General features: G+C 72.8%; 25 protein-coding genes. 15 read left to right on the plus strand and 10 right to left on the minus strand.

The annotated features are described in order from the left end of the window. Positions 1-18: 18 nt before the first annotated feature. From ABEB28_RS27555 to ABEB28_RS27590, 8 genes are all read left to right on the plus strand, one after another. The gene (locus tag ABEB28_RS27555; RefSeq protein WP_345731133.1) at positions 19-963 is read left to right on the plus strand and encodes an ABC transporter permease; all 945 of its coding nucleotides are present in this window, start codon (positions 19-21) and stop codon (positions 961-963) included. Continuing rightward, on the plus strand, positions 960-2,903 hold the full coding sequence (locus ABEB28_RS27560; RefSeq protein ID WP_345731134.1) for a dipeptide/oligopeptide/nickel ABC transporter permease/ATP-binding protein: 1,944 nt from the start codon (positions 960-962) through the stop codon (positions 2,901-2,903). The genes ABEB28_RS27555 and ABEB28_RS27560 overlap by 4 nt, the downstream gene beginning before the upstream one ends. Further along, a complete protein-coding gene (locus ABEB28_RS27565; RefSeq protein WP_345731135.1) occupies positions 2,900-3,901 on the plus strand; it encodes an ABC transporter ATP-binding protein in 1,002 nt (333 codons plus the stop codon). Before ABEB28_RS27560 ends, ABEB28_RS27565 begins: the two co-directional genes overlap by 4 nt. After that, positions 3,894-4,862 (plus strand): MBL fold metallo-hydrolase, encoded by a 969-nt coding sequence (locus tag ABEB28_RS27570; RefSeq protein WP_345731136.1) that lies wholly within the window; start codon positions 3,894-3,896, stop codon positions 4,860-4,862. Before ABEB28_RS27565 ends, ABEB28_RS27570 begins: the two co-directional genes overlap by 8 nt. After that, complete coding sequence (locus tag ABEB28_RS27575) at positions 4,859-5,794, plus strand: NADP-dependent oxidoreductase (RefSeq protein ID WP_345731137.1); 936 nt, start codon at positions 4,859-4,861, stop codon at positions 5,792-5,794. The genes ABEB28_RS27570 and ABEB28_RS27575 overlap by 4 nt, the downstream gene beginning before the upstream one ends. Before the next feature lie 68 nt (positions 5,795-5,862). Next, the gene (locus ABEB28_RS27580) at positions 5,863-6,288 is read left to right on the plus strand and encodes a Fur family transcriptional regulator (protein ID WP_345731138.1); all 426 of its coding nucleotides are present in this window, start codon (positions 5,863-5,865) and stop codon (positions 6,286-6,288) included. 108 nt (positions 6,289-6,396) lie between these two features. Beyond that, the gene (locus ABEB28_RS27585) at positions 6,397-6,741 is read left to right on the plus strand and encodes an STAS domain-containing protein (RefSeq protein ID WP_345731139.1); all 345 of its coding nucleotides are present in this window, start codon (positions 6,397-6,399) and stop codon (positions 6,739-6,741) included. Positions 6,742-6,818: 77 nt separating this feature from the next. Then, the gene (locus ABEB28_RS27590; RefSeq protein ID WP_345731140.1) at positions 6,819-7,115 is read left to right on the plus strand and encodes a hypothetical protein; all 297 of its coding nucleotides are present in this window, start codon (positions 6,819-6,821) and stop codon (positions 7,113-7,115) included. Here ABEB28_RS27590 and ABEB28_RS27595 read toward each other — a convergent pair. Together ABEB28_RS27595 and ABEB28_RS27600 are read right to left on the minus strand one after the other, a co-directional pair. After that, complete coding sequence (locus tag ABEB28_RS27595) at positions 7,102-7,668, minus strand: GDSL-type esterase/lipase family protein (RefSeq protein ID WP_345731141.1); 567 nt, start codon at positions 7,666-7,668, stop codon at positions 7,102-7,104. The genes ABEB28_RS27590 and ABEB28_RS27595 overlap by 14 nt on opposite strands. A 21-nt stretch (positions 7,669-7,689) precedes the next feature. Then, a complete protein-coding gene (locus ABEB28_RS27600; RefSeq protein WP_345731142.1) occupies positions 7,690-8,067 on the minus strand; it encodes an STAS domain-containing protein in 378 nt (125 codons plus the stop codon). 196 nt (positions 8,068-8,263) lie between these two features. On the opposite strand from ABEB28_RS27600, the gene ABEB28_RS27605 reads away from it, so the two are divergent. From ABEB28_RS27605 to ABEB28_RS27615, 3 genes are read left to right on the plus strand one after another with little or no spacing between them, the layout of a single operon-like run. Next, entirely contained in the window at positions 8,264-9,313 is a 1,050-nt protein-coding gene (locus tag ABEB28_RS27605; protein ID WP_345731143.1) for an aminotransferase class I/II-fold pyridoxal phosphate-dependent enzyme, read from the plus strand. After that, on the plus strand, positions 9,310-9,726 hold the full coding sequence (locus ABEB28_RS27610) for an Orn/Lys/Arg family decarboxylase (protein ID WP_345731144.1): 417 nt from the start codon (positions 9,310-9,312) through the stop codon (positions 9,724-9,726). The genes ABEB28_RS27605 and ABEB28_RS27610 overlap by 4 nt, the downstream gene beginning before the upstream one ends. A gap of 11 nt (positions 9,727-9,737) precedes the next feature. After that, positions 9,738-11,090, plus strand: coding sequence for a dipeptidase (locus ABEB28_RS27615; RefSeq protein WP_345731145.1), 1,353 nt, complete (start codon positions 9,738-9,740; stop codon positions 11,088-11,090). A gap of 9 nt (positions 11,091-11,099) precedes the next feature. On the opposite strand, the gene ABEB28_RS27620 is transcribed toward ABEB28_RS27615, so the two are convergent. Both ABEB28_RS27620 and ABEB28_RS27625 read right to left on the minus strand, forming a co-directional pair. Further along, positions 11,100-11,540: a hypothetical protein gene (locus tag ABEB28_RS27620; protein WP_345731146.1), complete on the minus strand. Its 441-nt coding sequence runs from the start codon at positions 11,538-11,540 to the stop codon at positions 11,100-11,102. Continuing rightward, positions 11,525-12,046, minus strand: a complete 522-nt coding sequence (locus tag ABEB28_RS27625) for a hypothetical protein (protein WP_345731147.1) — start codon at positions 12,044-12,046, stop codon at positions 11,525-11,527. The genes ABEB28_RS27620 and ABEB28_RS27625 overlap by 16 nt, the downstream gene beginning before the upstream one ends. 419 nt (positions 12,047-12,465) lie before the next feature. Here ABEB28_RS27625 and ABEB28_RS27630 point away from each other — a divergent pair, with 419 nt between their 5' ends. After that, positions 12,466-13,338, plus strand: a complete 873-nt coding sequence (locus ABEB28_RS27630; protein WP_345731148.1) for a DUF1996 domain-containing protein — start codon at positions 12,466-12,468, stop codon at positions 13,336-13,338. Positions 13,339-13,658: 320 nt separating this feature from the next. On the opposite strand, the gene ABEB28_RS27635 is transcribed toward ABEB28_RS27630, so the two are convergent. Further along, the gene (locus tag ABEB28_RS27635; protein ID WP_345731149.1) at positions 13,659-14,306 is read right to left on the minus strand and encodes a TetR/AcrR family transcriptional regulator; all 648 of its coding nucleotides are present in this window, start codon (positions 14,304-14,306) and stop codon (positions 13,659-13,661) included. 114 nt (positions 14,307-14,420) lie between these two features. Between ABEB28_RS27635 and ABEB28_RS27640 the strand changes: the two genes are divergently transcribed. The 3 genes from ABEB28_RS27640 to ABEB28_RS27650 are packed head-to-tail and all read left to right on the plus strand — an operon-like array spanning position 14,421 to position 17,278. Beyond that, positions 14,421-15,914 carry an MFS transporter gene (locus ABEB28_RS27640; RefSeq protein WP_345731150.1) on the plus strand — a complete coding sequence of 498 codons (1,494 nt, stop codon included), beginning with the start codon at positions 14,421-14,423 and terminating at the stop codon, positions 15,912-15,914. Positions 15,915-15,968: 54 nt separating this feature from the next. After that, positions 15,969-16,391, plus strand: a complete 423-nt coding sequence (locus ABEB28_RS27645; protein WP_345731151.1) for a Fur family transcriptional regulator — start codon at positions 15,969-15,971, stop codon at positions 16,389-16,391. A gap of 44 nt (positions 16,392-16,435) precedes the next feature. Next, positions 16,436-17,278, plus strand: coding sequence for a septum formation family protein (locus tag ABEB28_RS27650; RefSeq protein ID WP_345731152.1), 843 nt, complete (start codon positions 16,436-16,438; stop codon positions 17,276-17,278). Positions 17,279-17,562: 284 nt separating this feature from the next. On the opposite strand, the gene ABEB28_RS27655 is transcribed toward ABEB28_RS27650, so the two are convergent. Genes ABEB28_RS27655 through ABEB28_RS27675 form a run of 5 tightly spaced genes read right to left on the minus strand, consistent with a single transcriptional unit; the run spans position 17,563 to position 24,141 of the window. After that, entirely contained in the window at positions 17,563-18,345 is a 783-nt protein-coding gene (locus ABEB28_RS27655) for an enoyl-CoA hydratase-related protein (protein ID WP_345731153.1), read from the minus strand. Next, positions 18,342-19,337: an LLM class flavin-dependent oxidoreductase gene (locus ABEB28_RS27660; RefSeq protein WP_345731154.1), complete on the minus strand. Its 996-nt coding sequence runs from the start codon at positions 19,335-19,337 to the stop codon at positions 18,342-18,344. The genes ABEB28_RS27655 and ABEB28_RS27660 overlap by 4 nt, the downstream gene beginning before the upstream one ends. Further along, complete coding sequence (locus tag ABEB28_RS27665; protein ID WP_345731155.1) at positions 19,334-20,851, minus strand: acyl-CoA carboxylase subunit beta; 1,518 nt, start codon at positions 20,849-20,851, stop codon at positions 19,334-19,336. The genes ABEB28_RS27660 and ABEB28_RS27665 overlap by 4 nt, the downstream gene beginning before the upstream one ends. A 39-nt stretch (positions 20,852-20,890) precedes the next feature. Further along, complete coding sequence (locus tag ABEB28_RS27670; protein WP_345731157.1) at positions 20,891-22,537, minus strand: class I adenylate-forming enzyme family protein; 1,647 nt, start codon at positions 22,535-22,537, stop codon at positions 20,891-20,893. A gap of 56 nt (positions 22,538-22,593) precedes the next feature. Further along, a complete protein-coding gene (locus ABEB28_RS27675; protein ID WP_345731158.1) occupies positions 22,594-24,141 on the minus strand; it encodes an acyl-CoA synthetase in 1,548 nt (515 codons plus the stop codon). Positions 24,142-24,214 lie beyond the last annotated feature (73 nt).

Here is a 24,214-nt window from a genome sequence, read left to right on the forward strand (position 1 = left end):
AGCGGGGAGGGCGGTCCGATGAGCAAGCTCATCGGCTACCGTCTCCTCCTCGCTGCCCCGCAGCTGGCGCTCGTCGCGTTGCTCGCGTTCTCGCTGACCTACGTCGTGCCGGGCAGCCCGGCCGCGGAGATCCTCGGCGCGAACGCGACACCGGAACTGATCGCGCAGGTCGAGGCGAAGCTCGGCCTCGACCAGCCGATGCTGACCCGGTTGGTCGACTGGTTCGGCGCCGCGGTCACCGGCGACCTCGGAGTCTCCTACCGGTCGGCGGTGCCCGTCACCGACCTGCTGCTGGAGCGGCTCCCGGCCACCCTTTCGCTGATCGTCGGCGGCCTGGTGGTGGCGGTGGTCTTCGGGATCGGGATGGGCGTGCTGGCCGGAACGCGGCCGGGTTCGATCGCCGACCGGCTGGTCGTCGGCGTGACGTCGATCGGCAACGCGATCCCGGAGTTCTGGCTCGGCCTGATCCTGCTGCTGGTCTTCGCCGTGCAGCTCGGCTGGTTCCCGGTCGTCGGCTACGTCCCGCTGGACGTCGACCCGGCGGCGTGGTTCACCGGCCTGGTGCTGCCGTCGCTGGCGCTCGGCATCGGTTCGTCCGCGCTGATCGCTCGGCAAGCCCGGGCCGCGATGGTCTCCGCGCTGGGCTCGCCGTACATCGACACGCTGACCGCCGCCGGGGTGTCCCGGCGGCGGATCGTCTTCCGCTACGCGCTGAAGAACGCGATGGTGCCGGTGCTCTCCGCGATGGGCATCACGGTCAACATCCTGATCGGTGCCAGCTTCGTGGTGGAGAAGGTGTTCTCCGTCCCCGGCATCGGCAACCTGATGCTGACGAGCGTGATCGGGAAGGACTTCCCGGTCGTGCAGGGCGGCGTCCTGCTCGTCGCCTGCCTCGTCATCATCGTCAACCTGCTCCTCGACGTGGGCTACGGCCTGCTCAACCCCCAGGCGCGGCCGTCATGACCCACTTGTCGATTCCCCATCCCGAGGTGGCGGCGCAGACCGACGTCGCTGCACACACCGGCTCCGGGCCGTCCGGCTCGCGGCGTGTGCTGGCCGGCGTCCTGCGCCAGCCGGCCGCGGTGACCGGCCTGGTGTTCCTGCTGCTCGTCGCCGTGGCGGCGATCGCCGCACCGTGGATTGCCCCCTACGGACCGACCGAGAAGGACTACGACGCCACGCTTGCGGGCCCGTCGGCCGACCACTGGCTCGGCACCGACCAACTCGGCCAGGACACGTTCACCCGGGTGCTCTACGGCGCCCGGATCGCGCTGATCGTCGCGTTCGGATCGGTCGGCATCGCGATGGCGATCGGCGTTCCGTTCGGCCTGCTGCTGGGCTACCGCGGAGGTTGGCGCGATCGGATCGGATCCCGTCTGATCGACGTCTCCGACGCGCTGCCCGGCATCCTGCTCGGGTTCGCGGTCATCGCCGTGCTCGGCCGCGGCCTGTTCAACCTGATGTTCGCGATCGGCCTGATCTTCTGCATGGGGTTCGCCCGCACGACGCGCGCGGTCGCGCTCGCCGAACGCAAAAAGCTCTACGTGGACGCGGTGCGCGTGGCCGGCCTGCGGACGCCCGCCATCCTGTTCCGGCAGGTGCTGCCGAACCTCGCCGGCGCGCTGATCGTGCAGGGGTCGGTGTTCCTGGCCTCGGCGATCATGATCGAGTCGGCGCTGAGTTTCCTCGGTATCGGCCTGGAGTCGGACACCCCGACCTGGGGCGCGATGCTGAGCAACGCCGCGGCCAACACCCAGCAGCCGTTCCTCGCCGTCCCGCCGGGGCTGGCGATCGTCTGCACGGTGCTGGCGTTCAACATCGTCGGCGTCGGGATCGGCGACGCGATGACCGGCACCGGCCGGTCCTCGCTCCCTCGCCGCCGCGTGCGGCGCGCGGCCGCCCCGGTGGGCGAGTCGGTCACGCCCGAGGCCCGTGCCGTACTGGAGTTCCGGGACGTCACGGTGGCGGTGGGCGGCGGGAAGGAGCCGGTGCCGCTGGTCCAGGACGTCTCGCTGGCGATCGGGCGTGCCGAGGTCGTCGCGCTGCTCGGCGAGTCCGGGTCGGGGAAGTCGATGCTCGCCCGGTCGGCGCTCGGCCTGCTGCCCGCTGGTGTCCACTTGGCGGGCGGCTCGGTGTGGTTCGAGGGCGAGCGGATCGACGACCTCGACGAACGCGGGCTGCGGAAGATCCGCGGCTGCGGCATGGCCGTCGTACTCCAGGACCCGATGTCCGCGCTGTCCCCGGTGCACACGATCGGACGGCAGCTCGGCGAGCCGCTCCGCGTCCACGCCGGGCTCACCGGGAAGGCCGCGCGGGAGCGGGCGGTCGAGCTGCTGGACCGCGTCGGTGTCGAGGACGCCCGGGGGCGGCTCGACGACTACCCCCACCAGTTCTCCGGCGGGATGGCGCAGCGCGTCGCGATCGCGATGGCGCTGGCCGCCGGTCCGCGGCTGCTGATCGCCGACGAGGCGACCTCGGCCCTCGACGTCACCACCCAGAGCCAGGTGCTCGACCTGCTGCTGGACCTGCGGGACGAGATGGACATGGCGATCCTGCTGATCACCCACGACCTGGGGGTCGTCGCGGAGAGCTGCGACCGGGCGGCGGTGATGTACGCCGGTCAGCTCGTCGAGGTCAACGACGTCACGTCGCTGTTCGACGAGCCTCGGCACCCGTACACCGCGGCGCTGCTGGCAGCGAACCCCACCAGCGAGGCCGACGTGCCCCGCCTGCCGACGATTCCCGGCCGGGTGCCGCCGGCGGGGGAGTGGCCGGCCGGCTGTCACTTCGCCGGCCGGTGCGCCCATGCCCGGCCGCAGTGCACCGAAGGGTCCGTTCCGCTCGTCCAGGACGTGCGCTGCGTCCGCGCCGACGAACTCACGCTGGAGGTGACGTCGCGGTGACCCCCTCACCCCTCCTGGACGTCCGGGACCTGACCGTCGCGTTCGACGCTGGCCGCGCCATGGGCTGGCGCCGCCGGACGGCGACCGCGGTGGACCACGTCAGCCTCGACGTCCGGCCGGGCGAGACACTCGGCCTGGTCGGCGAGTCCGGCTCCGGCAAGAGCACGACCGGCCGCGCGATCCTCCGGCTCGTCGACGTCACCAGCGGCACGATCGACTTCGACGGCGTCGACGTGACGAAGCTGGGCCACCGCACCCCGCTGTCCTATCGGCGCGCGGTGCAGGCGGTGTTCCAGGACCCGCTCGCCTCGCTCAACCCCCGGCACGTCGTCTCCAGCGCGGTGACGACGTCGCTCCACCGGCACGGCATCGGCGACAGGTCCGAGCGCACCGACCGCGCGGCCGACGCGTTCGAGCGGGTGGGGCTCTCCCGCGCGCACCTCAACCGGTACCCCGCCGAGCTCTCCGGCGGGCAGCGGCAGCGGGTCGCGATCGCCCGGGCACTCGCGCTGGAGCCGCGGCTCGTGGTCTGCGACGAGGCGGTGAGCGCGCTCGACCTCTCCACCCAGAGCCAAATCATCAACCTGCTCGCCGACCTGCAGCAGTCGACCGGGATGAGCTACCTGTTCATCGCCCACGACCTCGGCGTGACGCGGCACATCTCCGACCGGATCGCCGTGCTGCTCGGCGGGCGGCTGGTGGAGACCGCGCCGACCGCGCAGCTGTTCGCCTCGCCCCGGCACCCGTACACCCGCGCGCTGATCGCGGCGAGCCCGGCGTCCCACCCCGAAGGGCGGGACCGGCGCCGCGCGCGGCGCGCGGCGCACCGGCACGGCAGACGCGACGAGGCGATCCCACGCGGCCTGCCCGGCTGCCCGTTCCGGAACCGGTGCGACCGGGTGATGGACGTCTGCCACACGGTGACCCCGCCGCTCCAGTTGCTGGACGACGGGAGCAAGGTCGCGTGCCACCTGTACGAGGACGGTGCCCGTGCTTGAGGTCACGCTGCTGGGCACCAACGGCGGCCCGCCTCCGCTGGCCGGCCGGTTCGGCATCTCGTCGGCGCTGGTCGTGAACGGCGCGACGTACGTCGTCGACTGCGGGCGGGGTGCGGTCAGCCAGTACGTCCGGGCCGGTCTCTCGATGCCCTCGCTGACCGCGATCTTCCTGACGCACCTGCACGCCGACCACACCGTCGACTACTTCTCGTTTCCGCTGCTCGCCGGTGGTGCGTCCGGGACCCGCGGGTTCTCCGAGCCGATCGGTGTCTACGGGCCGGGGCCGTCCGGGCACGAGTCGGGGGTGGCCGGCGCCCCGGGGCCGGTGCCCGGCACGGTGGAGATGACGCGGCTGGCGAACCGGGCCTTCGCGGCGCACACGACGTTCTTCTCGAGCGAGCACTTCGGCGTCGACCCGGCGTCGATGGTGGACGTGCACGACGTGTTGCCCCCGGCGTCGGTCGGCGCGTCGCTGACCGAGACCGCACCGCCGATGGAGCCGTTCGTCGTGATGACCGACGACAACGTCCGGGTGAGCGCCGTGCTCGTGCCGCACGGCGCGGTGTTCCCGGCCTACGCCTACCGGTTCGACACCGCGCACGGCAGCGTCGTCTTCTCGGGCGACACCGCCCGGTCGGACAACCTGGGCCGGCTCGCTCACCGCGCCGACCTGCTGGTTCACGAGGCGGCGGCGGCGGAGGCGCTCCCCGCGCTGGGTCTGCGGCCCGCGCTGCTGGAGCACATCCGCGACGTCCACACCGACGTCGCGGACCTCGGCGCGATCGCGGTGGCGGCCGACGTCGGTGCGGTGGTGGTCAACCACCTGAGCCCCGGCGCACTCGCCGCCGAGGAGTGGCAGAGCCTGATCGACCGCAGCCGGGAGAACGCCGGCTTCCGCGGCGAGATGATCCTGGGAGAGGACCTGATGAGGATTCCCGTGTCGGCCAGGGCCGCCCGATGAGGGCCTACGTGCTGCCGGCCACCGGTGAGGAAGCCGCCGTGACCGATGCGCCGCCGCCCGGCGACCCCGGCCCCGGCGAGGTGCGGATCCGGGTGCGGTGCTCCTCGGTCAACCCGTCGGACCGGATGATGGCGGGCGGCTTCTTCCGGTGGATGGAGCACCACTACCCGGCGGTCCTGGGCCGCGACTTCGCCGGGACGATCGACGCGGTGGGGGACGGCGTCACCCGCTTCACCACCGGCGACGAGGTGTTCGGTTTCGTCAAGCGGCCGTACGTCGGGGACGGCACGTTCGCCGAGTACGTCACGATCCCGGCCGACCGGTACGCCGTCCACCGCCCGCCGGGCCTGTCGGTCGAGGACGTCGGCGACCTCGGCGTCGCGGGGGCGACCGCGCTGCAGTGCGTGGACGCGTTGGCCTGCGCTGCGGGCGAGACCGTGCTGATCAACGGCGCGACCGGAGGGGTCGGGTCGTTCGCGGTGCAGCTGGCCCGGCGGGCCGGTCTGCGGGTGATCGCGACCGCCCACGGATCCGACGCCGAGCAGCACGTCCGCTTCCTCGGCGCCACCGCGACCGTCGACTGGACCACCGGCGACCTCGCCGACCAGGTGCGGGCGCTCGCGCCGGACGGCGTCGACGGCATCGTCGATCTGGTCTCGTCGGACCAGGACGCGATCACCGCGCTGGCCAGGCCGGTGCTGGCGCCGGGGCGTGCGGTGGCCGCCACCCGCAGCGGGTCGTCGCACGCCGACTTCACCGTGCACGGCGTCCACTGCTCGCCCGCGCTCGACCTCCTGCACCGGCTCGCCGACGCCGCCGTCGACGGGCTCGTCGTCCCGCGGGTCGCCTCGCACCCGCTGGACAAGATCGAGGACGCGTTCGCCGCGCTGGCGCGGGCGCCGCTCGGCAAGGTCGGTCTCGAGGTGGCGTGAACCGATCGGCCGAGCTGGACTGATCCCTATACTTGATTGGTTCCAAAACCTGAGCGAGACTTCGACGTGTGCCCACCACGTCGGAGTTCGAACGGATGCTGCGGGGAGCCTCCCTGCGGGTGACGCGTCCGCGCCTGGCGGTGCTGCACGCGGTGTACGAACGTCCGCACGCCGACACCGACTCGATCCTCGGTGCGGTGCGGGCGGACCTCGGTGAGGTGTCCCACCAGACCGTCTACGACGTCCTGCGCGCGCTGACCGACGCCCGGCTGGTGCGGCGCATCGAACCGGCCGGCTCGGTAGCGCGCTACGAATCACGGGTCGGGGACAACCACCACCACGTCGTCTGCCGGACGTGCGGCGTCATCGCCGACGTCGACTGCGCCGTCGGGGCCGCACCCTGCTTGACCGCCTCTGCGGACCTCGGCTTCGCGATCGACGAGGCCGAGGTCACCTACTGGGGCGTGTGCCCCGGCTGCTCGGCCGCCTCGTAACGCCCGCGCGCTCTGTCCACCCGCCGCTCCACCGGTTAGGCTCGACGTGTCGCCGTGGCCTTCTGAGTCGAGGGAACGCGGTCGACGTCGAGCGACGGGGTCGCCGTCATGAAATCTCACCTTCCCGGCGGGCAGGCGGATGCTGCGCCGCTGCTGCGCGCCAGCGTCAAGCGGATCGGCGCCTCTCACGTGCGCGTCCGCCTGATCGGCGAAGCCGACCGCAGTTCGTCGGCCCACCTGACCAAGGCCGTGACGGCGGCACTCCACCACAACCGGCCGGACGTGATCGACTTGGATCTCGCCGAGGTGCGGTTCATCGACGCCGGTGGGGTGGGTGCCGTGGTCGAGGCCCGCCAGCACTGTGCGGCGGCGAACTGCCGGCTGCGGCTGACCGACCCCCAACCGTTCGTGCGCACGGTGCTGCGGCTCACCGAACAGTGGGACGTCGGGTAGGGCCGTCGGCCGTGTCGTCCGAGAAACGGACGATGTAGAAGGTATGGACGGTCGGCTCCAGGGGTAGATCCGTCGCCATGACGGAACCATCGACGCGACCGGACAACACCTCCGACGGCCCGACGCTGGCCGGCGGCCCCTACCTCGGTGGCCCGGGCAACGACGCCGGCTACACCGCCGGCCTGCCCCGCCCGGGGCATGCCGACGAGATCCCCGACTCCGACGACGCGGCCAAGGACACGATCGCGGCGGCCGGCGCGGCTCCGGCCAGCGCGGCCACCACCCCCGCGACGGACGCGGCACGGGAGACGGACACCGGCGAGGCGCCGGACGACGAGCCGGGCGCCGACGTCGGCGCGGTCAATCCCAGCTGAGCGAACGCTCCGACGCACGGTCCTGCCCGACGACCTGGACGCCGCCGAGGCCGGTCCGCGGGGCCGGCCGGTTACCGGTCGCGGCCGACCGGCTGCTGAGGTCGTACGCCGCCGCCAGCACCGCGGGCGCGAGCGCGTCGGCGATCAGCGCGTAACCGGCGCTGGACGGATGGAAGCGGTCGGCGCTGAACAGCGTCGGATCGTCGGCGAAGCCCGCCGCGGTCGTGACGGCGGCGTCGGCGATCCGGGCGCCCGCGGCGCGCGCCACGCGGACCTGCGCCTGCTGCAGGCGGAGGCTGCCCGCCCGCACCACCGGCCGCATCGCGGCCGGCACCCACGGGACCACGCTCAGATCCGGGGCGGGTGCGACGACGACCTCCGCGCCGGCCGCGCGGAGCGTCCGCACCGCATCGCCGAGTTGGGTCGCGGCGTGCTCCGGCGGCACCAGGCGGGTGAGGTCGTTGGCGCCGATGATGACGAGGGCGAGCGACGGCCGCCACGCTGCCGCGCGTCGCACCTGGGCGTCCAGGTCCTGGCTGCACGCGCCGGGCACGGCGAACGCCGGAGCGTCGCGTCACCTTCCTGCTGTGGCCAGCGTCGCCAGCAACCGGTCGTCGGCCACCGGCAGGACCTCGGCGAGCGAGGTGGCCGCCAGGATGCGGCACAGCAGCGTCGGCGGATTCGCCACCGTCAGCTCGGCGCCCACGGCCGCGACCGAGGCGCGGGTGCGGAGCAGAGCGGTGAGGCCGCAGGCGTCGACGAACGCCAGTTTTGTGCAGTCGAGGACGACCACCTCGACGGTCCCCTCGGCGAGGTCGCCGACGGCGTCGAGGAGGATCGGAGCGGTCTGGTGGTCGAGTTCGCCCTCCAGCGCGCAGCACACGATGCGGTCGAGATGGCGCACGCTCACCGCGAACGGAACGCTCGCCCCGAACTGTGGTGGATCGGCCATGGCGGCCTCCCGAGTGCGTCCGGAACCGTCGTGATGGATGCGGGCAGGTGAGAACGGCGGCTTCGTCGCCCGATCTCACGGTAACGAGTGACCCCGGCCTGATCCACACTCATTCACGTCCGGATCCGCGGGCGGCGGACCGCGCCACGCCTACGCACGGTATTGATCGCGCCTGGTCGGGGGTACGAGGCAGCGCATGGGACAAGAGAGTCTTCCAGTGCTGGAGGCGATCGAGCAGTTCCGCGACGCCGGAAACTACTCGTTCGGGCTGCCCGGCCATCGTCTCGGGCGGGGAATCGACGAGCGGACCGCGGCCGTGCTGTCGCCGGGCGCGTTCGAGGCGGACGTCGAGCTGGCCAAGCAGGGTGTGCCGGAGGCGGAGAAGCTGCTAGCGCAGGCGGTCGGTGCTCGGGACGCGGTGTTCACCACCTGTGGTTCGAGCATCTCGATCCACACCGCGCTGCTGACGGTGACCGGCCCCGGCCAGAAGGTCCTGGTCGACCGGAACGTCCACAAGTCCGTGGTCGCCTCGTTGATCCTGGCCGGTGCGATCCCGGTGTGGCTGCGGCCGCGCTGGGACTACGAGAACCAGATCGCGCACCCGGCGACGGCCGGGGACGTCGTCGAGGCGCTGGAGCGCGATCCGGAGATCAGCGCGGTGCTGGCGATCACGCCGACCGAGTACGGCACCGGCGCCGACGTGCACGGCATCGCGGACGCTTGCCACCAGCGCGGGGTGCCGCTGCTGGTCGACGAGGCGTGGGGTGCGCACTTCCCGTTCCACCCCGACCTGCCGACCGCGGCGGTGCGGGCCGGTGCCGACATCACGATCCAGAGCCTGCACAAGGCCGGCGGCGGTCTCTGCCAGTCGTCGATCATGTTGCTCGGTGGCGATCTGGTCGACCCCGTCGACCTGCGATTGCGGCTGGACCTGATCACGACGACCAGCCCGTCGGCACTGTTCTACGGATCGATCGACGGATGGCGGCGGCGGATGGCCGCCGAGGGCGAGAAGCTGTTCGGCCGGGCGCTGGACCGAGCCGCGCGGCTGCGCGAACGGCTCGGTGGGGTGACCGGCCTGGCGGTGCTGGGCTCGGACATCATCGGCCACGACAGCGTCGCCGAGTGGGATCCGCTGAAGCTGTCGGTCGACGTCTCCGCGCTCGCATCACCGGTTACCAGGCGAAGGAGTGGCTCCAATCGGAGCAGCGGCTCGCCGCGCAGCTCGGGGACTCCCGCCGGGTGATCTGCTCGCTCAGCTACGCCGACGACAACGATGCGGTCGAGCGGCTCGCGGCGGCGTTCGAGGCGCTCGCGGCGGACCCGCCGAGCCCGGACCGGCCGGCGCCGGCGGTCCCGCCGCTGGACGAACTGAACCTGGAGCAGGCGATGCCGCCCAGGGACGCGTTCTTCGCCAAGACCCAGCAGGTGAAGGATCCGGTGGGGCGGATCTCTGCCGAGATGATCAGCCCGTATCCGCCGGGGGTACCGGCCGTCCTGCCCGGGGAGCGGTTCAACGCCGCGGTGGTCGAGTACCTGCGCGGGCAAGGCGGCGGGCATGACGATCCCGGACGCCGCCGACCCCGAGCTGGAGACGTTCCGGGTCGTCCACGAGTAGCCCCGCCACGGGTGACTACGGTGGCGAGGACGATCTGGTGAGGAGCAGCCCCATGTCCGAACGGAACACGATCGCGGCGGCGGTCGAGGCGGTCATCCCCGGAGCGCGTGCCGATCTCGAGCGGCTGGTGCGGATCCCCAGTATCTGGGCCGACCCGGCACACGCCGCCGACACCGAGGCCAGTGCCGCGGCGGTGGCCGAGCTCGCCGGTGCGCTGAACCCGGCGAGCGTGCGGATCATCCGCGCCGACGGCGGGGCGCCGGCCGTGCTCGCGCACTGGCCGGCGCCCGAGGGCCAGCCCACCGTGCTGCTCTACGCGCATCACGACGTCCAGCCCACCGGCGGCGACGCGCTGTGGACCAGCCCGCCGTTCGAGCCGACCGAGCGGAACGGACGGCTCTACGGCCGCGGAGCCGCGGACGACAAGGCCGGCGTCATGACCCACCTCGCGGTGCTGCGCGCGTACGACGGCAGGCCACCGGTCGGCGTCACGCTGTTCGTGGAGGGCGAGGAGGAGTCCGGGTCGCCGACGCTCCCGGCGCTGCTGCGCGAGCACTCCGAGGAACTGGCCGCGGACGTGATCGTGATCGCGGACTCGGCGAACCCGTCCGTCGACGTCCCCGCGTTGACGACCAGTCTGCGGGGCCTGGTCGACCTGGTCGTCGAGGTGTCGATGCTGGAGAGTGCGGTCCACTCGGGCGTCTACGGTGGCCCGCTGGGCGACGCGCTGACCGCGCTCTGCCACACGCTCGCCAGTCTGCACGACGAGAAGGGCGAGGTCGCCGTCGCCGGGCTGCGCCGCAACACCGGCACGGACGCGGCGACCGTGGAGGCGTCGGAGGCGGAGTTCCGGGCCGAGGCCGGTGTGCTCGACGGCGTCGACCTGCTCGGCTCGGGCACGATCGCCGAGCGGATCTGGCACGCGCCCGCGATCGCGGTTCTCGGTATCGACGCCCCGGCCGTCGCGAACGCGTCGAACGTCCTGCTGCCCCGGGCGCGCGCGTTCGTCAGCCTGCGGCTCGCACCCGGCGAGGACGCCGTGGCGGCCCGCGACACGCTCGCCGAGCACCTGCGCGCGCACGTGCCCTGGGGCGCGCACGTCGAGACCGCACCCGCCACCGGCATCGCCGAACCGTTCAGCCTGGACGCCAGGGGCGGCGCCTACGACGCGGCCCGGCGGGCGTTCGCCGAGGCGTACGGCAATGCCACGGTCGAGACCGGGATCGGCGGCTCGATTCCGTTCATCGCGGAGTTCGCGCGGGCGTTCCCCGGTGCCGCGGTGCTGGTCACCGGCGTGGGCGATCCGGCGAGCCGCTGGCACGGCATCGACGAGAGCCTGTCGCTCCCGATGTTCACGACCGGCGTGCGCGCGGAGGCGTTCCTCCTCGACGAGCTGCGGCGCTGACGTCCGGGCTCAGCTCTCCACCAGCTCGGCCAGTTCGGTGAGGCTGGAGACCAGCGCCGCCACCTGACCGAGCGCGTGCCGGTGGCACTCCGCGACCGCCGCGGCGAGCGCCTGCTCGGGTGGGCCTCCGTCGTCCGCGAGCCGCGGGGCCTCGGCCATCAGCGCGGCGACCCGCTCCTGCAGGTGCCCGCGCACCGACCCGACGAGTGACTCGGCGGCCTCGGCGCAGAGCGCGATCGCGATCGCGGTGCCGATCAGTCCGGCGAGCGCGTCGAGGTTGTGCGTCATCAACCCGAGGTACTGGTCGACGTCGCGTCCGGGCCATGCGAGGACCGGGCGTAACGCCCGCTGCAGATCGGTGCGGACGCCGTGCAGGTCGGCGGCGGTCCCGTGCAGGGTCGCGACCTGAGCGGCGACCACGGCCGGTCGTCCGGTCAGCCCGTCGAGCACCCCGCGGAGCGGTTCCAACCGGGGGAGCGCCCACGCGGCCGGGTGCGCGGCAGTCGGGTCCGGGTCGACGGGTCCGGGTCGAACGGGTCCGGGCCCGCGCGGGAGTGCCCGACGACCAGCGCCGGGTCGATCCACGCTCCGTCGGTGATCCGCTCGTGCAGGTAGGTGTACTGGTCGGCGGGCCGGCCCAGCAGCCAGGGGCTCCGGATGACGACCGGCCCGACCGGGCAGTCCCCGTCTTCGTCGCCGGCCGCGACGGCCTCCCAGAGGTCGTCGGCGAAGATCGCGAAGTTCTCGGCCACGTACTCGACCAGCTCGGCCTGGCGCGCCGTGACCCGGTCCAGGGCCTCGGCGATCCATCCGGCCAGCGACCCGAACGACTCGTCGTCCCAGGTGAGACTCCGGCACACCGCCCCGATCCAGGCGAGCCGGAGACGCACGGTGGAGATCTCCGCCGCGTGCGCCCGCAAGGTCCGGATGTCTGGCGGCCGGCCGTCGAACCTCATCTGTCCTCCCGCTGCGGACGCCTCTGCCGTGCCCATCCTTCCCGGCGGTGCGCTGCCGCCACAGACGTGGGCGGTGGACGTTGCGCGGCCGGCCCGGGCGTCTGATCCTGGACGAGAGCTGGGCCCACCAGTCGCTGGGCTCCGACTCCAGGAGGCGACCGCTGACCGAAAGACGAATGATCGCCCTCGTCGTCGGGATCGTGGTGGTGGCGATGGCGGGCGGCGCACTGGTGGGGGTCGCGCTCACAGCCGATCGCGCGCGACCGACCAGAGCGGAGTCGACCGCGCCCACCCACGACCGGTCTGGTCGCGCGCGACCGACCAGAGCGGAGTCGACCGCGCCCACCCACGACCGGTCTGGTCGCGCGCGACCGACCAGAGCGGAGTCGACCGCGCCTGCCCACGGCCGGTCCGGCCCGGTGCCCGCCGACTACGTGGCGATCGAGAAGGTTCCGCGGGTGCGCCGAGGCCCCGCGGCCGGGAACGACCGGGGTTCGTCCGGCACCTACACCGCGCGGTGCGGCTCCAATCAGGAGGGCCACTACAACTCCGACAACGTGATCGTCAGTCCGGGCGTGCCGAACGGCGCGCACCACCTGCACGACTACGTCGGCAACACCAGCACCTCCGCCGCCTCCACCGACCGCAGCCTGGCCGCGGCGCCGACGACCTGCCGGGATCCCGGCGACCGGTCGGCCTACTACTGGCCGGTCCTGCGGGACCTGGTCGATCCCCGGACCCAGGCCCGGTTCCCCGGCGAGTCGGAGTCGGACCGCAACGTGGGCCTGGTGCTGCGGCCGGCGGTGTCGATGGTGTACTCCGGCAACCCGTTCGCGCCGGTGACCGCGATGCCACGCTTCCTGCGGGTCGTCACCGGGAACGCGAAGGCGCTCACCGCCGGCGGCCGGAACGCGCGCGCCCGGTGGACCTGCCGCGGGTTCGCCGACCGGGTCACCGCCGACCGGTATCCGCTCTGTCCGGCCGGGCGGGGCCTCACCCGGATCCTGGAGTTCCCGAGCTGCTGGGACGGCCGGAACACCGACAGCGCGAACCATCGCACGCACGTCGTCTTCCCGGACGCGCGAGGCGCGTGCCCACCCGGAACGGCCGCGGTGCCGAAGCTGACGATCACGCTGACCTACGACGTGCCAGCGGGGGCGTCGTTCGCGATCGACAGCTTCCCCGACCAGCGGCGGGCCGCGACGACCGACCACGCAGACTTCGTCAACGTGATGGTGCCGGGGTCGATGGCGCGGCTGGTCGGCTGCCTCAACGCGGGCCGCCGGTGTTGAGAGGGGTGGCCCGGCGGCGGCTGCTGCACCGCCGGGCCGGGGGCTACCAGCGGGCGCGCCGTTCGTAACCCCGCCGCTCGTATGCCCCGCCGAGTCCGCCGCTATACGTTCGAATCGGGGGTCTCGTCCGCTCCACCTCGGCGATTCGCTCCGCAGCGGCTAGGCTGGTAACGCCCCCGGAGGGGAAGCCGGGGGCATCTACCACGTTCCGACGGCTTGTCGGCGTATCGCAGTTCCGCGATGGGCCGACAAGCCGTTGTGACGTCCGGGGACGCGCCGGGCGTCCGTCGGCGCCGGAGCCCGGTGTCCGCCGGCTCGCGTCAGGACGGCAGCGGGGTGATCGAGGCCAGCCAGAGTCCGACGAGCGCGTCGACCAGGGCATGGGAAGCCTTCTCCCAGCTCGCCCACGGTGCGGGTCGCCCGGCGGCCAGCACCCGCTCGCAGTCGGCCAGCGTGTTCACGACCAGCTGGCGGGTCATGTAATTGCGCCCCAGCCGCACCTCCACGGGCATCGGCGGGATGCACCGGTTGAGCCCCTCGAGGATCTGGGTGAGCACCGGATCGGAGAGCGACTCGGTGAGCACCACGTCCCGGAATACCGGGTCGGCCATGACCTGGGCGGCGAACCGCGCGTACCAGGTCGGTGCACCGAGTGACTCCAGGTGCTCGGTGGTCGGCCGGACCCAACACGAGATCCAGTCCCGAGGGTCTTCGGAGCTGTCGATCCGTGCGACGAGTTCGCGGCGTCGCTGGGCGACCGGCCCGCTGTGCCGGTGCACGATCGCCCGGACGAGGTCGGTCTTGGTGCCGAAGTGGTAGCCGACCGCGGCATTGTTGCCCTGCCCGGCGGCCTCGCTCACCTGCCGGTTCGACACGGTGGCGAGACCCCGCTCGGCGAAGAGCCGCTCCGCCGCGTCCAGGATCGCCTCCCGGGTGGCGCTGGAACGGACGTTCGTCGTCGCCCGCATTGCACACCTCGCTGTGACTGAATGCACGCTACAAAGAGTTGCCTCCAGCAACCTTCTCGGCGATTGTAAGTCAAGCGACTGATTTAAATCGAATCTTCGAGACAGAGGTCTCCCGTGCAAACCCTTACCTCCGCGGACACCGACTCCGAGAAGTCCGGCGACCGGACCAACCTCGTGGTCGCCGTGCTGGCGCTGGGGGGCATCGCGGTGTCCCTCATGCAGACCTTGATCATCCCGCTGATCCCGGAGCTGCCCGCGCTGCTACACGCCTCCCCGGGTGACGCCGCCTGGGCGATCACCGCGACGCTGCTCGCGGCGGCGGTCGCCACCCCCGTCGTCGGCCGTCTGGGCGACATGTTCGGCAAGCGGCACCTGCTGTTGGTCAGCATCGCGCTGATGGTCGTCGGGTCGGTCGTCGGAGCCCTGAGCAACAGCCTGACGCCGATGATCATCGGCCGGATCCTGCAGGGCATGGCCGCCGGTGTCATCCCGCTCGGCATCAGCCTGATGCGCGACACCGTGCCGCCGGAGCGTCTCGGCTCGGCGACCGCGCTGATGAGCGCATCGCTCGGCATCGGTGGCGCGCTGGGCCTGCCGGCCGCAGCGCTGCTGGCCGACCACACCGACTGGCACGCGCTGTTCTGGGTGTCCGCCGCGCTCGGCACGATCGTCGGCGGGCTCGTCGTCGCGATCGTGCCGCACTCGACGGTGGGGACCGGCGGCCGCTTCGACCTCGTCGGCGCGCTCGGGTTGTCCGGCGCGCTGGTCTCCCTGCTGCTGGCGATCTCGAAGGGCAGCGACTGGGGCTGGACGAGCGGACTCACGCTCGGCCTGTTCGCCACCGCGATCGTGCTGCTGCTCGCGTGGGGATGGTGGGAGCTGCGCACCGCCGAGCCGCTGGTCGACCTCCGGATCACCGCCCGGCGCCAGGTCCTGTTCACCAACGCCGCCTCGATCGGCCTCGGGTTCTCGATGTTCGCGATGTCGCTGGTGATCCCGACGCTGCTGCAGCTGCCGGTCGCCACCGGGTACGGGCTCGGCAAGAGCATGCTCATGGTCGGCCTGGTGATGGCGCCGTCCGGCCTGGTCATGCTCGTCGCCGCGCCGCTCTCCGCGCGGATCGCGCGGGTGCGCGGCTTCAAGCTGACGCTGATCCTCGGCGCGCTCATCGTCGCGGCGGGGTACGGGTTCGCCGCCGTGCTGATGGACGAGATCTGGCAACTGGTCGTGGCCGGCTGCATCATCGGTGCGGGCATCGGTTTCGCGTACGGGTCCATGCCTGCGCTCGTCATGGCGGCCGTACCGCGCACCGAGACCGCCGCCGCGAACAGCCTCAACACGCTGATGCGGTCGCTGGGCACCTCGGTGGCGAGTGCGGTGGGCGGCGCGATCCTGGCCAACCTGACGATCGCGCTCGGCCCGGCCACCGTGCCGTCCCAGGACGCCTTCCGGGTGGTGCTGGGCCTCGCCGCCGCGGCCGGGCTGGTCTCCGCGCTGCTCGCGTCGTTCATCCCGCGGCGCAGCCCGGACGAGCCGGTCGTTCCGTCGCACGGCGCTCCGGCGACCGCGTCGGCGTCGGCGTCGGACGAACTGACCGTCGCGCGCTGACCCCCGCAGGGCCGGGTGGACGATGGCCACCCGGCCGTGCGACGTTAGAGAGCGATGCGTTCCCGGACCGAGACCGAGTTACGCGACGTAGGCCTGCGGGTGACCCGGCCGCGCGTCGCGGTGCTCGACGTCCTCGCGGACCATCCGCACGCGACCGTCGACCTGGTCGTGGAGCGGGTCCGGGCGCGCCTGGGCGGGGTGTCCACCCAGGCCGTCTACGACGTGCTGGGCGCCTGCGTCGCCGCCGGATTGGTCCGGCGGATCGAACCGGCCGGATCACCGGCGCGGTTCGAACGGGAGACCGGCGACGGCCACCACCACCTGGTCTGCCGCTCCTGCGGCCGGGTCGCGGACGTGGAGGGGCTGCGCGGAACCCCGGCGTGCGAGGACCCGGGCGAGGCCGCCGGTTACGTGGTCGAGGAGACCGAGATCGTGTTCTGGGGCACCTGCCCGGATTGCCTGGAGCCTCGGAGCTGACCCGCCGGCGCACTCGGTCGTGATAGGACGGTCCGAGGTGACGGATGGAGGTGTCTCTCGTGCGACGTCCGCAGCGATCCGTCGTGGTCGCCCTGGCGTTCGGGTTGGCGCTGGTGGGCGCGGGATGCTCCGGTGAGCCCGACGCCCGCCCGTCGAGATCGGCGTCGGCCTCCCCGTCGGCGTCGTCGGCCTCGTCTCCCGGCGTCGGCGTGGGTCCCTACCGCGCGGGGGATTGCCTGGCGGCCGACGGTCGGTACGAGGTGCGTACGGTGGAGTGCGGGCGCCCGCACCTCTACGAGGTGATGCGGTCGGCCGCACTCCCGTCCGGTGCCACCTACCCGCCGGATCTCACCACGGTCGAGGCGGCGTGCGAGCGGCAGTTACCGGGCTATCTCGGTAGCCCCGACGCGTACGCGTCCCGGCTGACCGCGCGGGAGTACGGGCCGACTCGCGCGCAGTGGGACCGGGGCGAGCGCTGGTACGCCTGCCTGTTGGGCGAGCGTGGCCCGGACGACAGCGCGGTGGACCAGACGGCGTCGCTGGCCGGGGTCCTCGAGGGCGGGCTCGGCGCGTACCGGAAGTGCCTGACCGCGGCCCCACTGGACGAGCCGAGTCGGACCGTCCCCTGTACCGAGCCGCACCGCAGCGAGGCGGTGAGCGCGATCGACTTCGGTGGTCGGCCCGGTGCGGTGCCGCCGCAGGACGCGTCGGTACGCGGCGCCGTCGACCGCTGCGACCAGGTGGTGCGCCGGTACCTGGGCGGCACCCGGCCGGGCGTGCGGACGAGCGCGACCGCGGCGTCGGCGGAGGCCTGGCAGCGAGGGCTCACCATGGTCGTCTGCTACGCGGTCTCCGACCGCACGGTGCGCGGACCGTTGGGGCGCTGAACCGCGCCCGGGCGCCCAGACGTCGAACGCCAGGCGCACCGAGCGTTCGTCGAGAGGAGTGAGGCCGCTCGGAATCCCGGCGATCCGGACGGCGACCGCCAGCATGAGGGCGCTCACTGGCGACGCGAACTCGGCGGACTTCGAGAGCGCGTTCACGGGTCGGCGCCCACGGCATGTGGTCGTAATCGCAACAACCGATAGGTCCGTATGGCGTTGAGCCGCGCGGCGGGCTCAACTGCCGATCGCGTAGTCGGGCGTTCATCGGGGGTGGCGTCGCGCGTTGGTTACTCGCCGCGAGCGGCGCGTTTCACGGCGTCGAGGGCGTTGGCGCGGAACGCGCGGGCCGACTCGGTGTGGGCGGCCAGGGCCTGTAATTCGGTGCCGGCACGGATGGCGGCCCGGGCGCCCCAGACGTCGAACGCCCGGTGCACCGAGCGTTTGTTGAGCTGGGTGAGGTCGCTCGGGATCCCGGCGATCCGGACGGCGACCGCCAGCACCTCCGCCTCGAGCCGCTCCGCCGGGTAGGCCCGGTTCGCGAACCCGATCCGGGCGGCCTCGACGCCGTCCACCGCGTCGCCGGTGAGCATCAGCTCCATCGCGCGCCGCAGCCCGAGCAGCACCGTGTGGTACTGCCAGTCCGGCGGGCTGGCCACCCGCACGACCGGGTAGCTGATCCGGGCGTCCTCGGCGACGTAGACCAGGTCGCAGGCGGACGCCAGCTCGGTCGCCCCGGCGATCGCGTAGCCGTGGATCTGCGCGATCACCGGTTTCGCGAGATCCCACAGGCGGAACCAGGTGTCGTTGGCCTGGCGCGCCCACTGCCCGTCGCCGGGCGCGGCGTCCGCACCCTCCAGCAGCGGCGTCGACAAGTCGTACCCGGACGAGAAACACGCGCCCGCGCCCCGGACGATCGTCACCCGGATGTCCGGGTCGGCGTCGTGCGCCCGCAGCGCGTCGAGCAGCGCGGTCAGCAGCGCGGGGGAGAGCGCGTTGCGCTTCTCCGGCCGGTTCAGCGTCAGCCGCCGGACGCCGTCCGCTGGCGCGTCCACGAGAAGTAGGTCGTTCATGTCAGCTCCGCCATCAACTCGAGTTCCGGAACGCCGGCGGCGTCGATGATCACGCCGGTGACGCCGGGCGGCACAAACCCCTCGTTCCACCGGCGGCGGATCCGTGCCACCGGCCCCAGCAGCGCGGACTGCTCCAGGTACTCGTCCGGCACCGCGGCCGCGGCCTCGGCGCGGCGCCCGGCCCGCCACAGCTCGACGACCCGGTCGGCGGCCTCGGCGAACCCCCGGCGGGCCATCGCGTCCCGGTGGTAGTTGTGCGTGGCGCTGCCCATGCCGCCGACGTACATCGCGGTGAGTGGCCGCATCGCGTCCAGCGTGCCGCGGACGTCGTCGGTGATCCGGACGGTCGCGCCGGTGAACACGTCGAACTCCGGACGTCCGCGCATCGACGACGGGACACCGGCCGGTCCCAGGCCCATCGGGAGCCAGCCGTCGGCGATCTCCGCGGCCAGCGCCGTGTTCTTCGGGCCACCGGCGGCGAGCCAGAGCGGGATCGGTGCCTCCGGGTGCAGGATCGACCGGAGCGGCTTTCCCTGACCCAGTGCGCCCGGCCCGGTGTACGGCAGCTGGATCTCGCGCCCGTCGTGGGTCACCGGCTCCGTGCGGTCGAGGATCTTGCGCACGATCGTGACGTAGTCCCGCAGCCGGGTGTGCGGACGCCCCCACGGCTGGCCGTACCAGCCCTCGACGATCTGCGGGCCGGACAGTCCGATGCCGAGGATCAGCCGGCCGCCACCGGCCAGCGCGTCGATCGTCATCGCCTGCATGGCCAGCGTGGCGGGTGGCCGGGCCGCCAGCTGCACGACGGCGGTGCCGAGCCGGATCCGGCGGGTCGTGGCGGCCAGGTACGCGAGCGGCGTCAGCGCGTCGGACCCGTAGGCCTCGGCGGTCCACACCGAGTGGTAACCGAGCCGCTCGGCGGCGCGCACCGTCTCGACCGGCACCTCGAGCCGCGCGGCCCGGTAGAGGTTCAACCTCAATCCGAGCTTCACGGCAGGATCCCCTCCGACGTCCATCCTCGGGCGGGCTGCCCGCCGCGGGAGTCGGCCAGCTCCAAGCCGGCCAGCAGCGCGTTCCGCAACTCGCGCGGATCGATCACGTCGTCGTACGCGAGGCTCGCGGCGCCGTTCAGGGACGCGGCGGCCTGCTCCCGGGCGATCCGGGCCCGCTCGTCCGGGTCGTCGATCGCGCTGGCGTCGGACGCCGCGGGCAACGCGCCCAGCGTGATCGACGGGAAGGCGAGCGTCACCGTCTGGCCGTCGAACGGGTTCATCGCCATCACCGACGAGCCGAACCCGAACGCCTTGCGCAGCGTGACGTGCAGCTTCGGGACGCGGAGACGATGCTGGACGGCGTAGAACCGGGCGGCGTGCCGCAGGATCCCGCTCCGCTCGGCCCCGCTGCCCGCCAGCACGCCAGGGTTGTCGGCGAGGAACAGACACGGCAGCCCGAACGCACCGGCGACCTGCAGGAAGTGCGCGGCCTTGTCGGCGGCGTCGCGGTCGATCGTGCCGGCCCGGACGCTCGGGTCGTTCGCGACGATCGCGACGCTGCGCCCGCCGAGGAAGGCCAGCGCGGTGACGATCGACGCGCCGAACCCGGCCTGCACGACGAACAACTCCCCGTCGTCGACGATCTCCTCCAGGACCGGGGTGATCCGGTACGGCCGCCGGGGGTCGGGCGGGATCACGCCGAGGACGTCGACGCGACGCCGGCCGACGTCGGTGCCGGACCGCACCGGCGGCGGCTGCCCGGCGTTGGCCGGGAAGTGCGCCAGGTAGCCGCGGGCCCGCGCGATCGCCGCCGCGTCGTCCGGGACGACGTCGTGCACGACACCGCCGGTCGCCACCGCGACGTCCGGGCCGCCGAGGTCCTCCTTGGAGATCACCTCGCCGGTGGCCGACCGCACCAGCGGGGGACCGGCGGCGAAGATCGACGCGGTGTCGGTCATCACGACGTAGTCCGAGAGCGGCGCGAATAGTGCCCCGTGCCCGGCCGAGGCGCCGAGCACCAGGCAGACCAGGGGCACCCGCCCCGACAGATCGACCATCGCGCCGAGATCGCCGGGGCGCCGCCCGGGACGCCCGGTCTCGGTGACCCGGTGCCCCGCGCCCTCCAGCAGCATCACCAGCGGGACGCGCTCCTGGCCGGCCAGCTGGCAGAGCCGGTAGCGCTTGTCCGACGAGCTCGCACCGATCGAACCGCCGAGCACCGTGACGTCCTCGGCGCCGGCCAGCACCGGCCGCCCGTCGATCCGGCCCCACCCGGCCACGAACCCGTCCGCGTTGACCGGTGGGTCCTCGGTCGCGCCCATCAGCACACCCAGCTCGGAGAACGAGCCCCGGTCGAAGAGCGCGGCCAAGCGCGCCCGCGCGTCCAGCCGTCCGCGCTCGGTCTGCCGGGCCAGCCGGGCCGGGCCGCCCATCCGGAGTGCCGCGGCCTTCCGGCGCGCGATCTCCTCGAGCGCCGGCCCCCAGCCGTGCAGGTCGTCCCCGTCAGCGTCCACTGCTCAGTCCGTGTCCATCACTCAGGCCGTGTCCATGACTCACGCCGCGACTTGCTTCTCGAGCTCGCGCTTGAGCAGCTTGCCGGTGGCGCTGTACGGAAGGGCGTCGACGAACCGGACGTGCGCGGGCACCTTGAACGGCGCCAGGACCCGGCCCGCCCACTCCTGGACGTCGGCCGCGCTCAGCCCGGCTCCGTCGCGCGCGACGACGACGGCCATGACCTCCTGACCGAGTTCGTCGTGCGGGACGCCGATGACCGCGGCATCGAGCAGGTCGGGGTGCTCGGAGAGGCGGTTCTCGATCTCGATCGGGTAGATGTTCTCGCCGCCGCGGATGATCATGTCCCGCAGCCGGCTCTCCAGCTGGAGCATGCCGTCGACGATGCGGCCGTAGTCGCCGGTGCGGTACCAGCCGTCGGCGTCGAGGACCGCGTCGGTGGCGGCCGGATCACCCCAGTAGCCGAGGAAGATGCTCGGCGTGCGGAGACAGATCTCGCCGATGCCCTGCCCGTCGACGTCCCGCAGCGCGAGTTCCGACGTCGGGGTGGGCAGACCCACGGACTGAGGATGCGCCACCATCCGGGCACCGGCGATCGTCGTGCCCTGGCCGCACGTCTCGCTCATCCCGAACCCCTGGGCCGGGCGCGCGTTCGGGATCACGCTGCCGAGAAGGACGGCCAGCTCGGTGGAGATCGGCGCACCGCCCATGCCGATCGTCCGTAACGTGCTGACGTCGTAGCGGCCCGGGTCGGCCTGGCACATCCGGAGCAGCCGCAGCAGCTGGGTCGGGACGCCGGACCACTGGGTGACGCCGTACCGCGCGGTCAGTTCCAGGTGGAGCTCCGGGTCCCAGCGGCCACGCGGCGGGAACACCATCGTCATCCCGTTGAACGGGCCACCCGCCATCAGCGGCGCGAGCCCGGAGATGTGGAAGAACGGGCTGACCACCAGCGCGACCGGCGGACCGGGCGGCGGATCGGTCTGGCCGGACACGATCGCCTCGGTGTAGCCGCGCAGCTGGCTGTCCTGGGCGAAGTTGACCAGCCCGCGGTGGGTGATCACGGCGCCCTTCGGGCGGCCGGTGGTGCCGCTGGTGAACAGGATCGACACCGCGTCGTCCTCGACGAGGTCCGGCTCGACCGGGACGCCCGCCGTACCGGGCGTCAGCGAGGCGAACAGCTCGGCGAACGTCAGCGTCGGTACGCCCGGACCGTCGTCGAGCCGGGACAGCTGACGCTCCTCGCCGATCAGCAGGCGGGGCTGGGCGAGGGCGAGCCCGTGGCGCATCTCGGTACCGGTCCACCAGCCGTTCAGGCTGACGCTGATCGCTCCGAGCCAGGCCACGGCCCACAGCGTCAGGGCGTACTCGGGGCTGTTCGGCCCCACCACCGCGACGCGGTCACCCCGCCGGACGCCGTGGACCTGGCGGAGAGCGGCGGCCACGGCGGGGATCTGGTCGACGGTCTCCTTGTAGGTGAGTTGCCGGTCGGGAAAGAGCAGGTAGGGACGGTCGGTGTGCTGTTCGGCGGCGGCGAGCAGCAGCGCGGGCAGGTGCGCGGGGCGCCGGGCGAACACGGTCATCGGTACACCGCGCACGTCTTCCCGGGTGAGCTCGAAGGGACTTCCCGGGCCGGTCATCGCCGTCCGCATGTCGGGTGGAAGGCGGTCGAGGTCGTTGGTCAGCATCGGAGCCCTCCGGGGAGCGGGGACGGCCGGATTCTATATTTTGTATAAAGTACGGGTCAGCTGCGTGCGGTGTCCAGATACTCCGCCCGCAGATCGCTCTTGCGCAGCTTGCCGGTGGGCAGCCGGGGCAGCTCCGCGCGGAAGTCGACGGTGCGCGGCACCTTGAAGCCCGCGAGGTGCGCACGGGCGTACGCGCGGAGCTCGTCGGCCAGTTCGGGCGTCCCGGCGACCCCGGGTGCGGGCTCGACGACCGCGTGGACGCGCTCGCCCATCTCCAGGTCGGGCAGCCCGATCACCGCGACGTCGCCGACCTTCGGGTGCATCGTCAGGCACGACTCGATCTCGGCCGGGTAGATGTTCACCCCGCCGGAGATGATCGTGAAGTTCTTCCGGTCGGTGAGGTAGAGGTAGCCGTCCTCGTCGAGGTAGCCGACGTCCCCGGTCGTGGCCCAGTTCGGGTGCTCGGGATGCCGGCTCTCCGCGGTCTTCTCGGCCGCGCGGTGGTACTCGAAAGCCGGCTGGGCCTGCCCGAAGTAGATCAGCCCCGGCTCGCCGGGCGGCAATTCCCGGCCGCGTTCGTCGCAGATGTGCGGCTCGCCGAGCAGTGCCTTCCCGACCGACCCCGGGTGCGCGAGCCAGTCCTGAGGCCCGATGTAGGTCAGCCCCGCGCCCTCGGTCGCCGCGTAGTACTCGTGGACGATCGGCCCGAGCCAGTCGAGCGTCTGCCGCTTGACCTCGGGTGGGCAGGGCGCCGCCGCGTGCACCACGGCGCGGAGGCTCGACAGGTCGTACCGCCGCCGGACCTCCGCCGGCAGCTTGAGCAGCCGGACGAGCATCGTCGGCACCACCTGGACATGGGTGACGCGATGGCGCTCGATCGTGCGGAGCAGGTCTTCGGCGTCGAACCGGGGCAGCACCACGAGCGTGCCGCCCAGTTCGTGGATGCCGGCCGACCACTGCAGTCCGGCCGCGTGGTAGAGCGGCGCCGGGCACAGGTAGACGGTGTCGGGCCCCATGCCCAGCAGCGCGCTGCCGAGCCGGGAGACGCCGGCCGCCTCCGGATCAGAGACCTGGACGTCGCGGAGCGCGCGCCGGATCCCCTTCGGCCGTCCGGTGGTGCCGGAGGAGTACAGCATGACCTGGCCGAGCGGCTGGTCGTCGAGGGCGGTGCCGTCGGCCGTCGCGAGCGCGTCGTCATAGGAGACGAAGCCCTCGGCGGCGCCGTCGAGGATGAGCCGTACTCGGCAGTCCGGCGCCGTCGCGACCGCCTCGGCGGCCGTCTCCGCCTGCTGCCCGGTGGTGACGAGCGCCCGTGCGCCGGAGTCGGCGATCAGGTACGCGGCCTCCGCCGGAGCGAGGTGCCAGTTCACGGCGGTGAAGTACAGACCGGACCGCATCGCGCCCCAGTACACCTCGAAGAAGCGGAGGTGGTTCTCCGCGATCAGTGCGACGCCGTCACCGCGCCGGAGGCCGCTGCTCCGCAGTGCCGCCGCGAGCCGGAGGGACCGGCTCTCCAGCTCCGCGTAGGTCAGCGTTCCACCGTCGGCCATCACCACGGCCGGGTGGTCGGGGCGGGATCGGGCGTGGCTGCCTGGGTAGACCATCGGACCTCCGGAGGCCGGTGGAGAGCGGCGAGGTGGCGTCGACAGTATTGAAATCCAAGTCTATTTTCAACGG

This window comes from Cryptosporangium minutisporangium (assembly GCF_039536245.1).
Taxonomy (GTDB): Bacteria; Actinomycetota; Actinomycetes; order Mycobacteriales; family Cryptosporangiaceae; genus Cryptosporangium; species Cryptosporangium minutisporangium.

Coding starts and splice junctions, on each gene's coding strand:
- ABEB28_RS27555 (WP_345731133.1), top strand. CDS start 19: ATGAGCAAGCTCATCGGCTACCGTCTCCTCCTCGCTGCCCCGCAGCTG.
- ABEB28_RS27560 (WP_345731134.1), top strand. CDS start 960: ATGACCCACTTGTCGATTCCCCATCCCGAGGTGGCGGCGCAGACCGAC.
- ABEB28_RS27575 (WP_345731137.1), top strand. CDS start 4,859: ATGAGGGCCTACGTGCTGCCGGCCACCGGTGAGGAAGCCGCCGTGACC.
- ABEB28_RS27585 (WP_345731139.1), top strand. CDS start 6,397: ATGAAATCTCACCTTCCCGGCGGGCAGGCGGATGCTGCGCCGCTGCTG.
- ABEB28_RS27590 (WP_345731140.1), top strand. CDS start 6,819: ATGACGGAACCATCGACGCGACCGGACAACACCTCCGACGGCCCGACG.
- ABEB28_RS27600 (WP_345731142.1), bottom strand. CDS start 8,067: ATGGCCGATCCACCACAGTTCGGGGCGAGCGTTCCGTTCGCGGTGAGC.
- ABEB28_RS27605 (WP_345731143.1), top strand. CDS start 8,264: ATGGGACAAGAGAGTCTTCCAGTGCTGGAGGCGATCGAGCAGTTCCGC.
- ABEB28_RS27615 (WP_345731145.1), top strand. CDS start 9,738: ATGTCCGAACGGAACACGATCGCGGCGGCGGTCGAGGCGGTCATCCCC.
- ABEB28_RS27625 (WP_345731147.1), bottom strand. CDS start 12,046: ATGAGGTTCGACGGCCGGCCGCCAGACATCCGGACCTTGCGGGCGCAC.
- ABEB28_RS27635 (WP_345731149.1), bottom strand. CDS start 14,306: ATGCGGGCGACGACGAACGTCCGTTCCAGCGCCACCCGGGAGGCGATC.
- ABEB28_RS27645 (WP_345731151.1), top strand. CDS start 15,969: ATGCGTTCCCGGACCGAGACCGAGTTACGCGACGTAGGCCTGCGGGTG.
- ABEB28_RS27650 (WP_345731152.1), top strand. CDS start 16,436: ATGGAGGTGTCTCTCGTGCGACGTCCGCAGCGATCCGTCGTGGTCGCC.
- ABEB28_RS27655 (WP_345731153.1), bottom strand. CDS start 18,345: ATGAACGACCTACTTCTCGTGGACGCGCCAGCGGACGGCGTCCGGCGG.
- ABEB28_RS27670 (WP_345731157.1), bottom strand. CDS start 22,537: ATGCTGACCAACGACCTCGACCGCCTTCCACCCGACATGCGGACGGCG.
- ABEB28_RS27675 (WP_345731158.1), bottom strand. CDS start 24,141: ATGGTCTACCCAGGCAGCCACGCCCGATCCCGCCCCGACCACCCGGCC.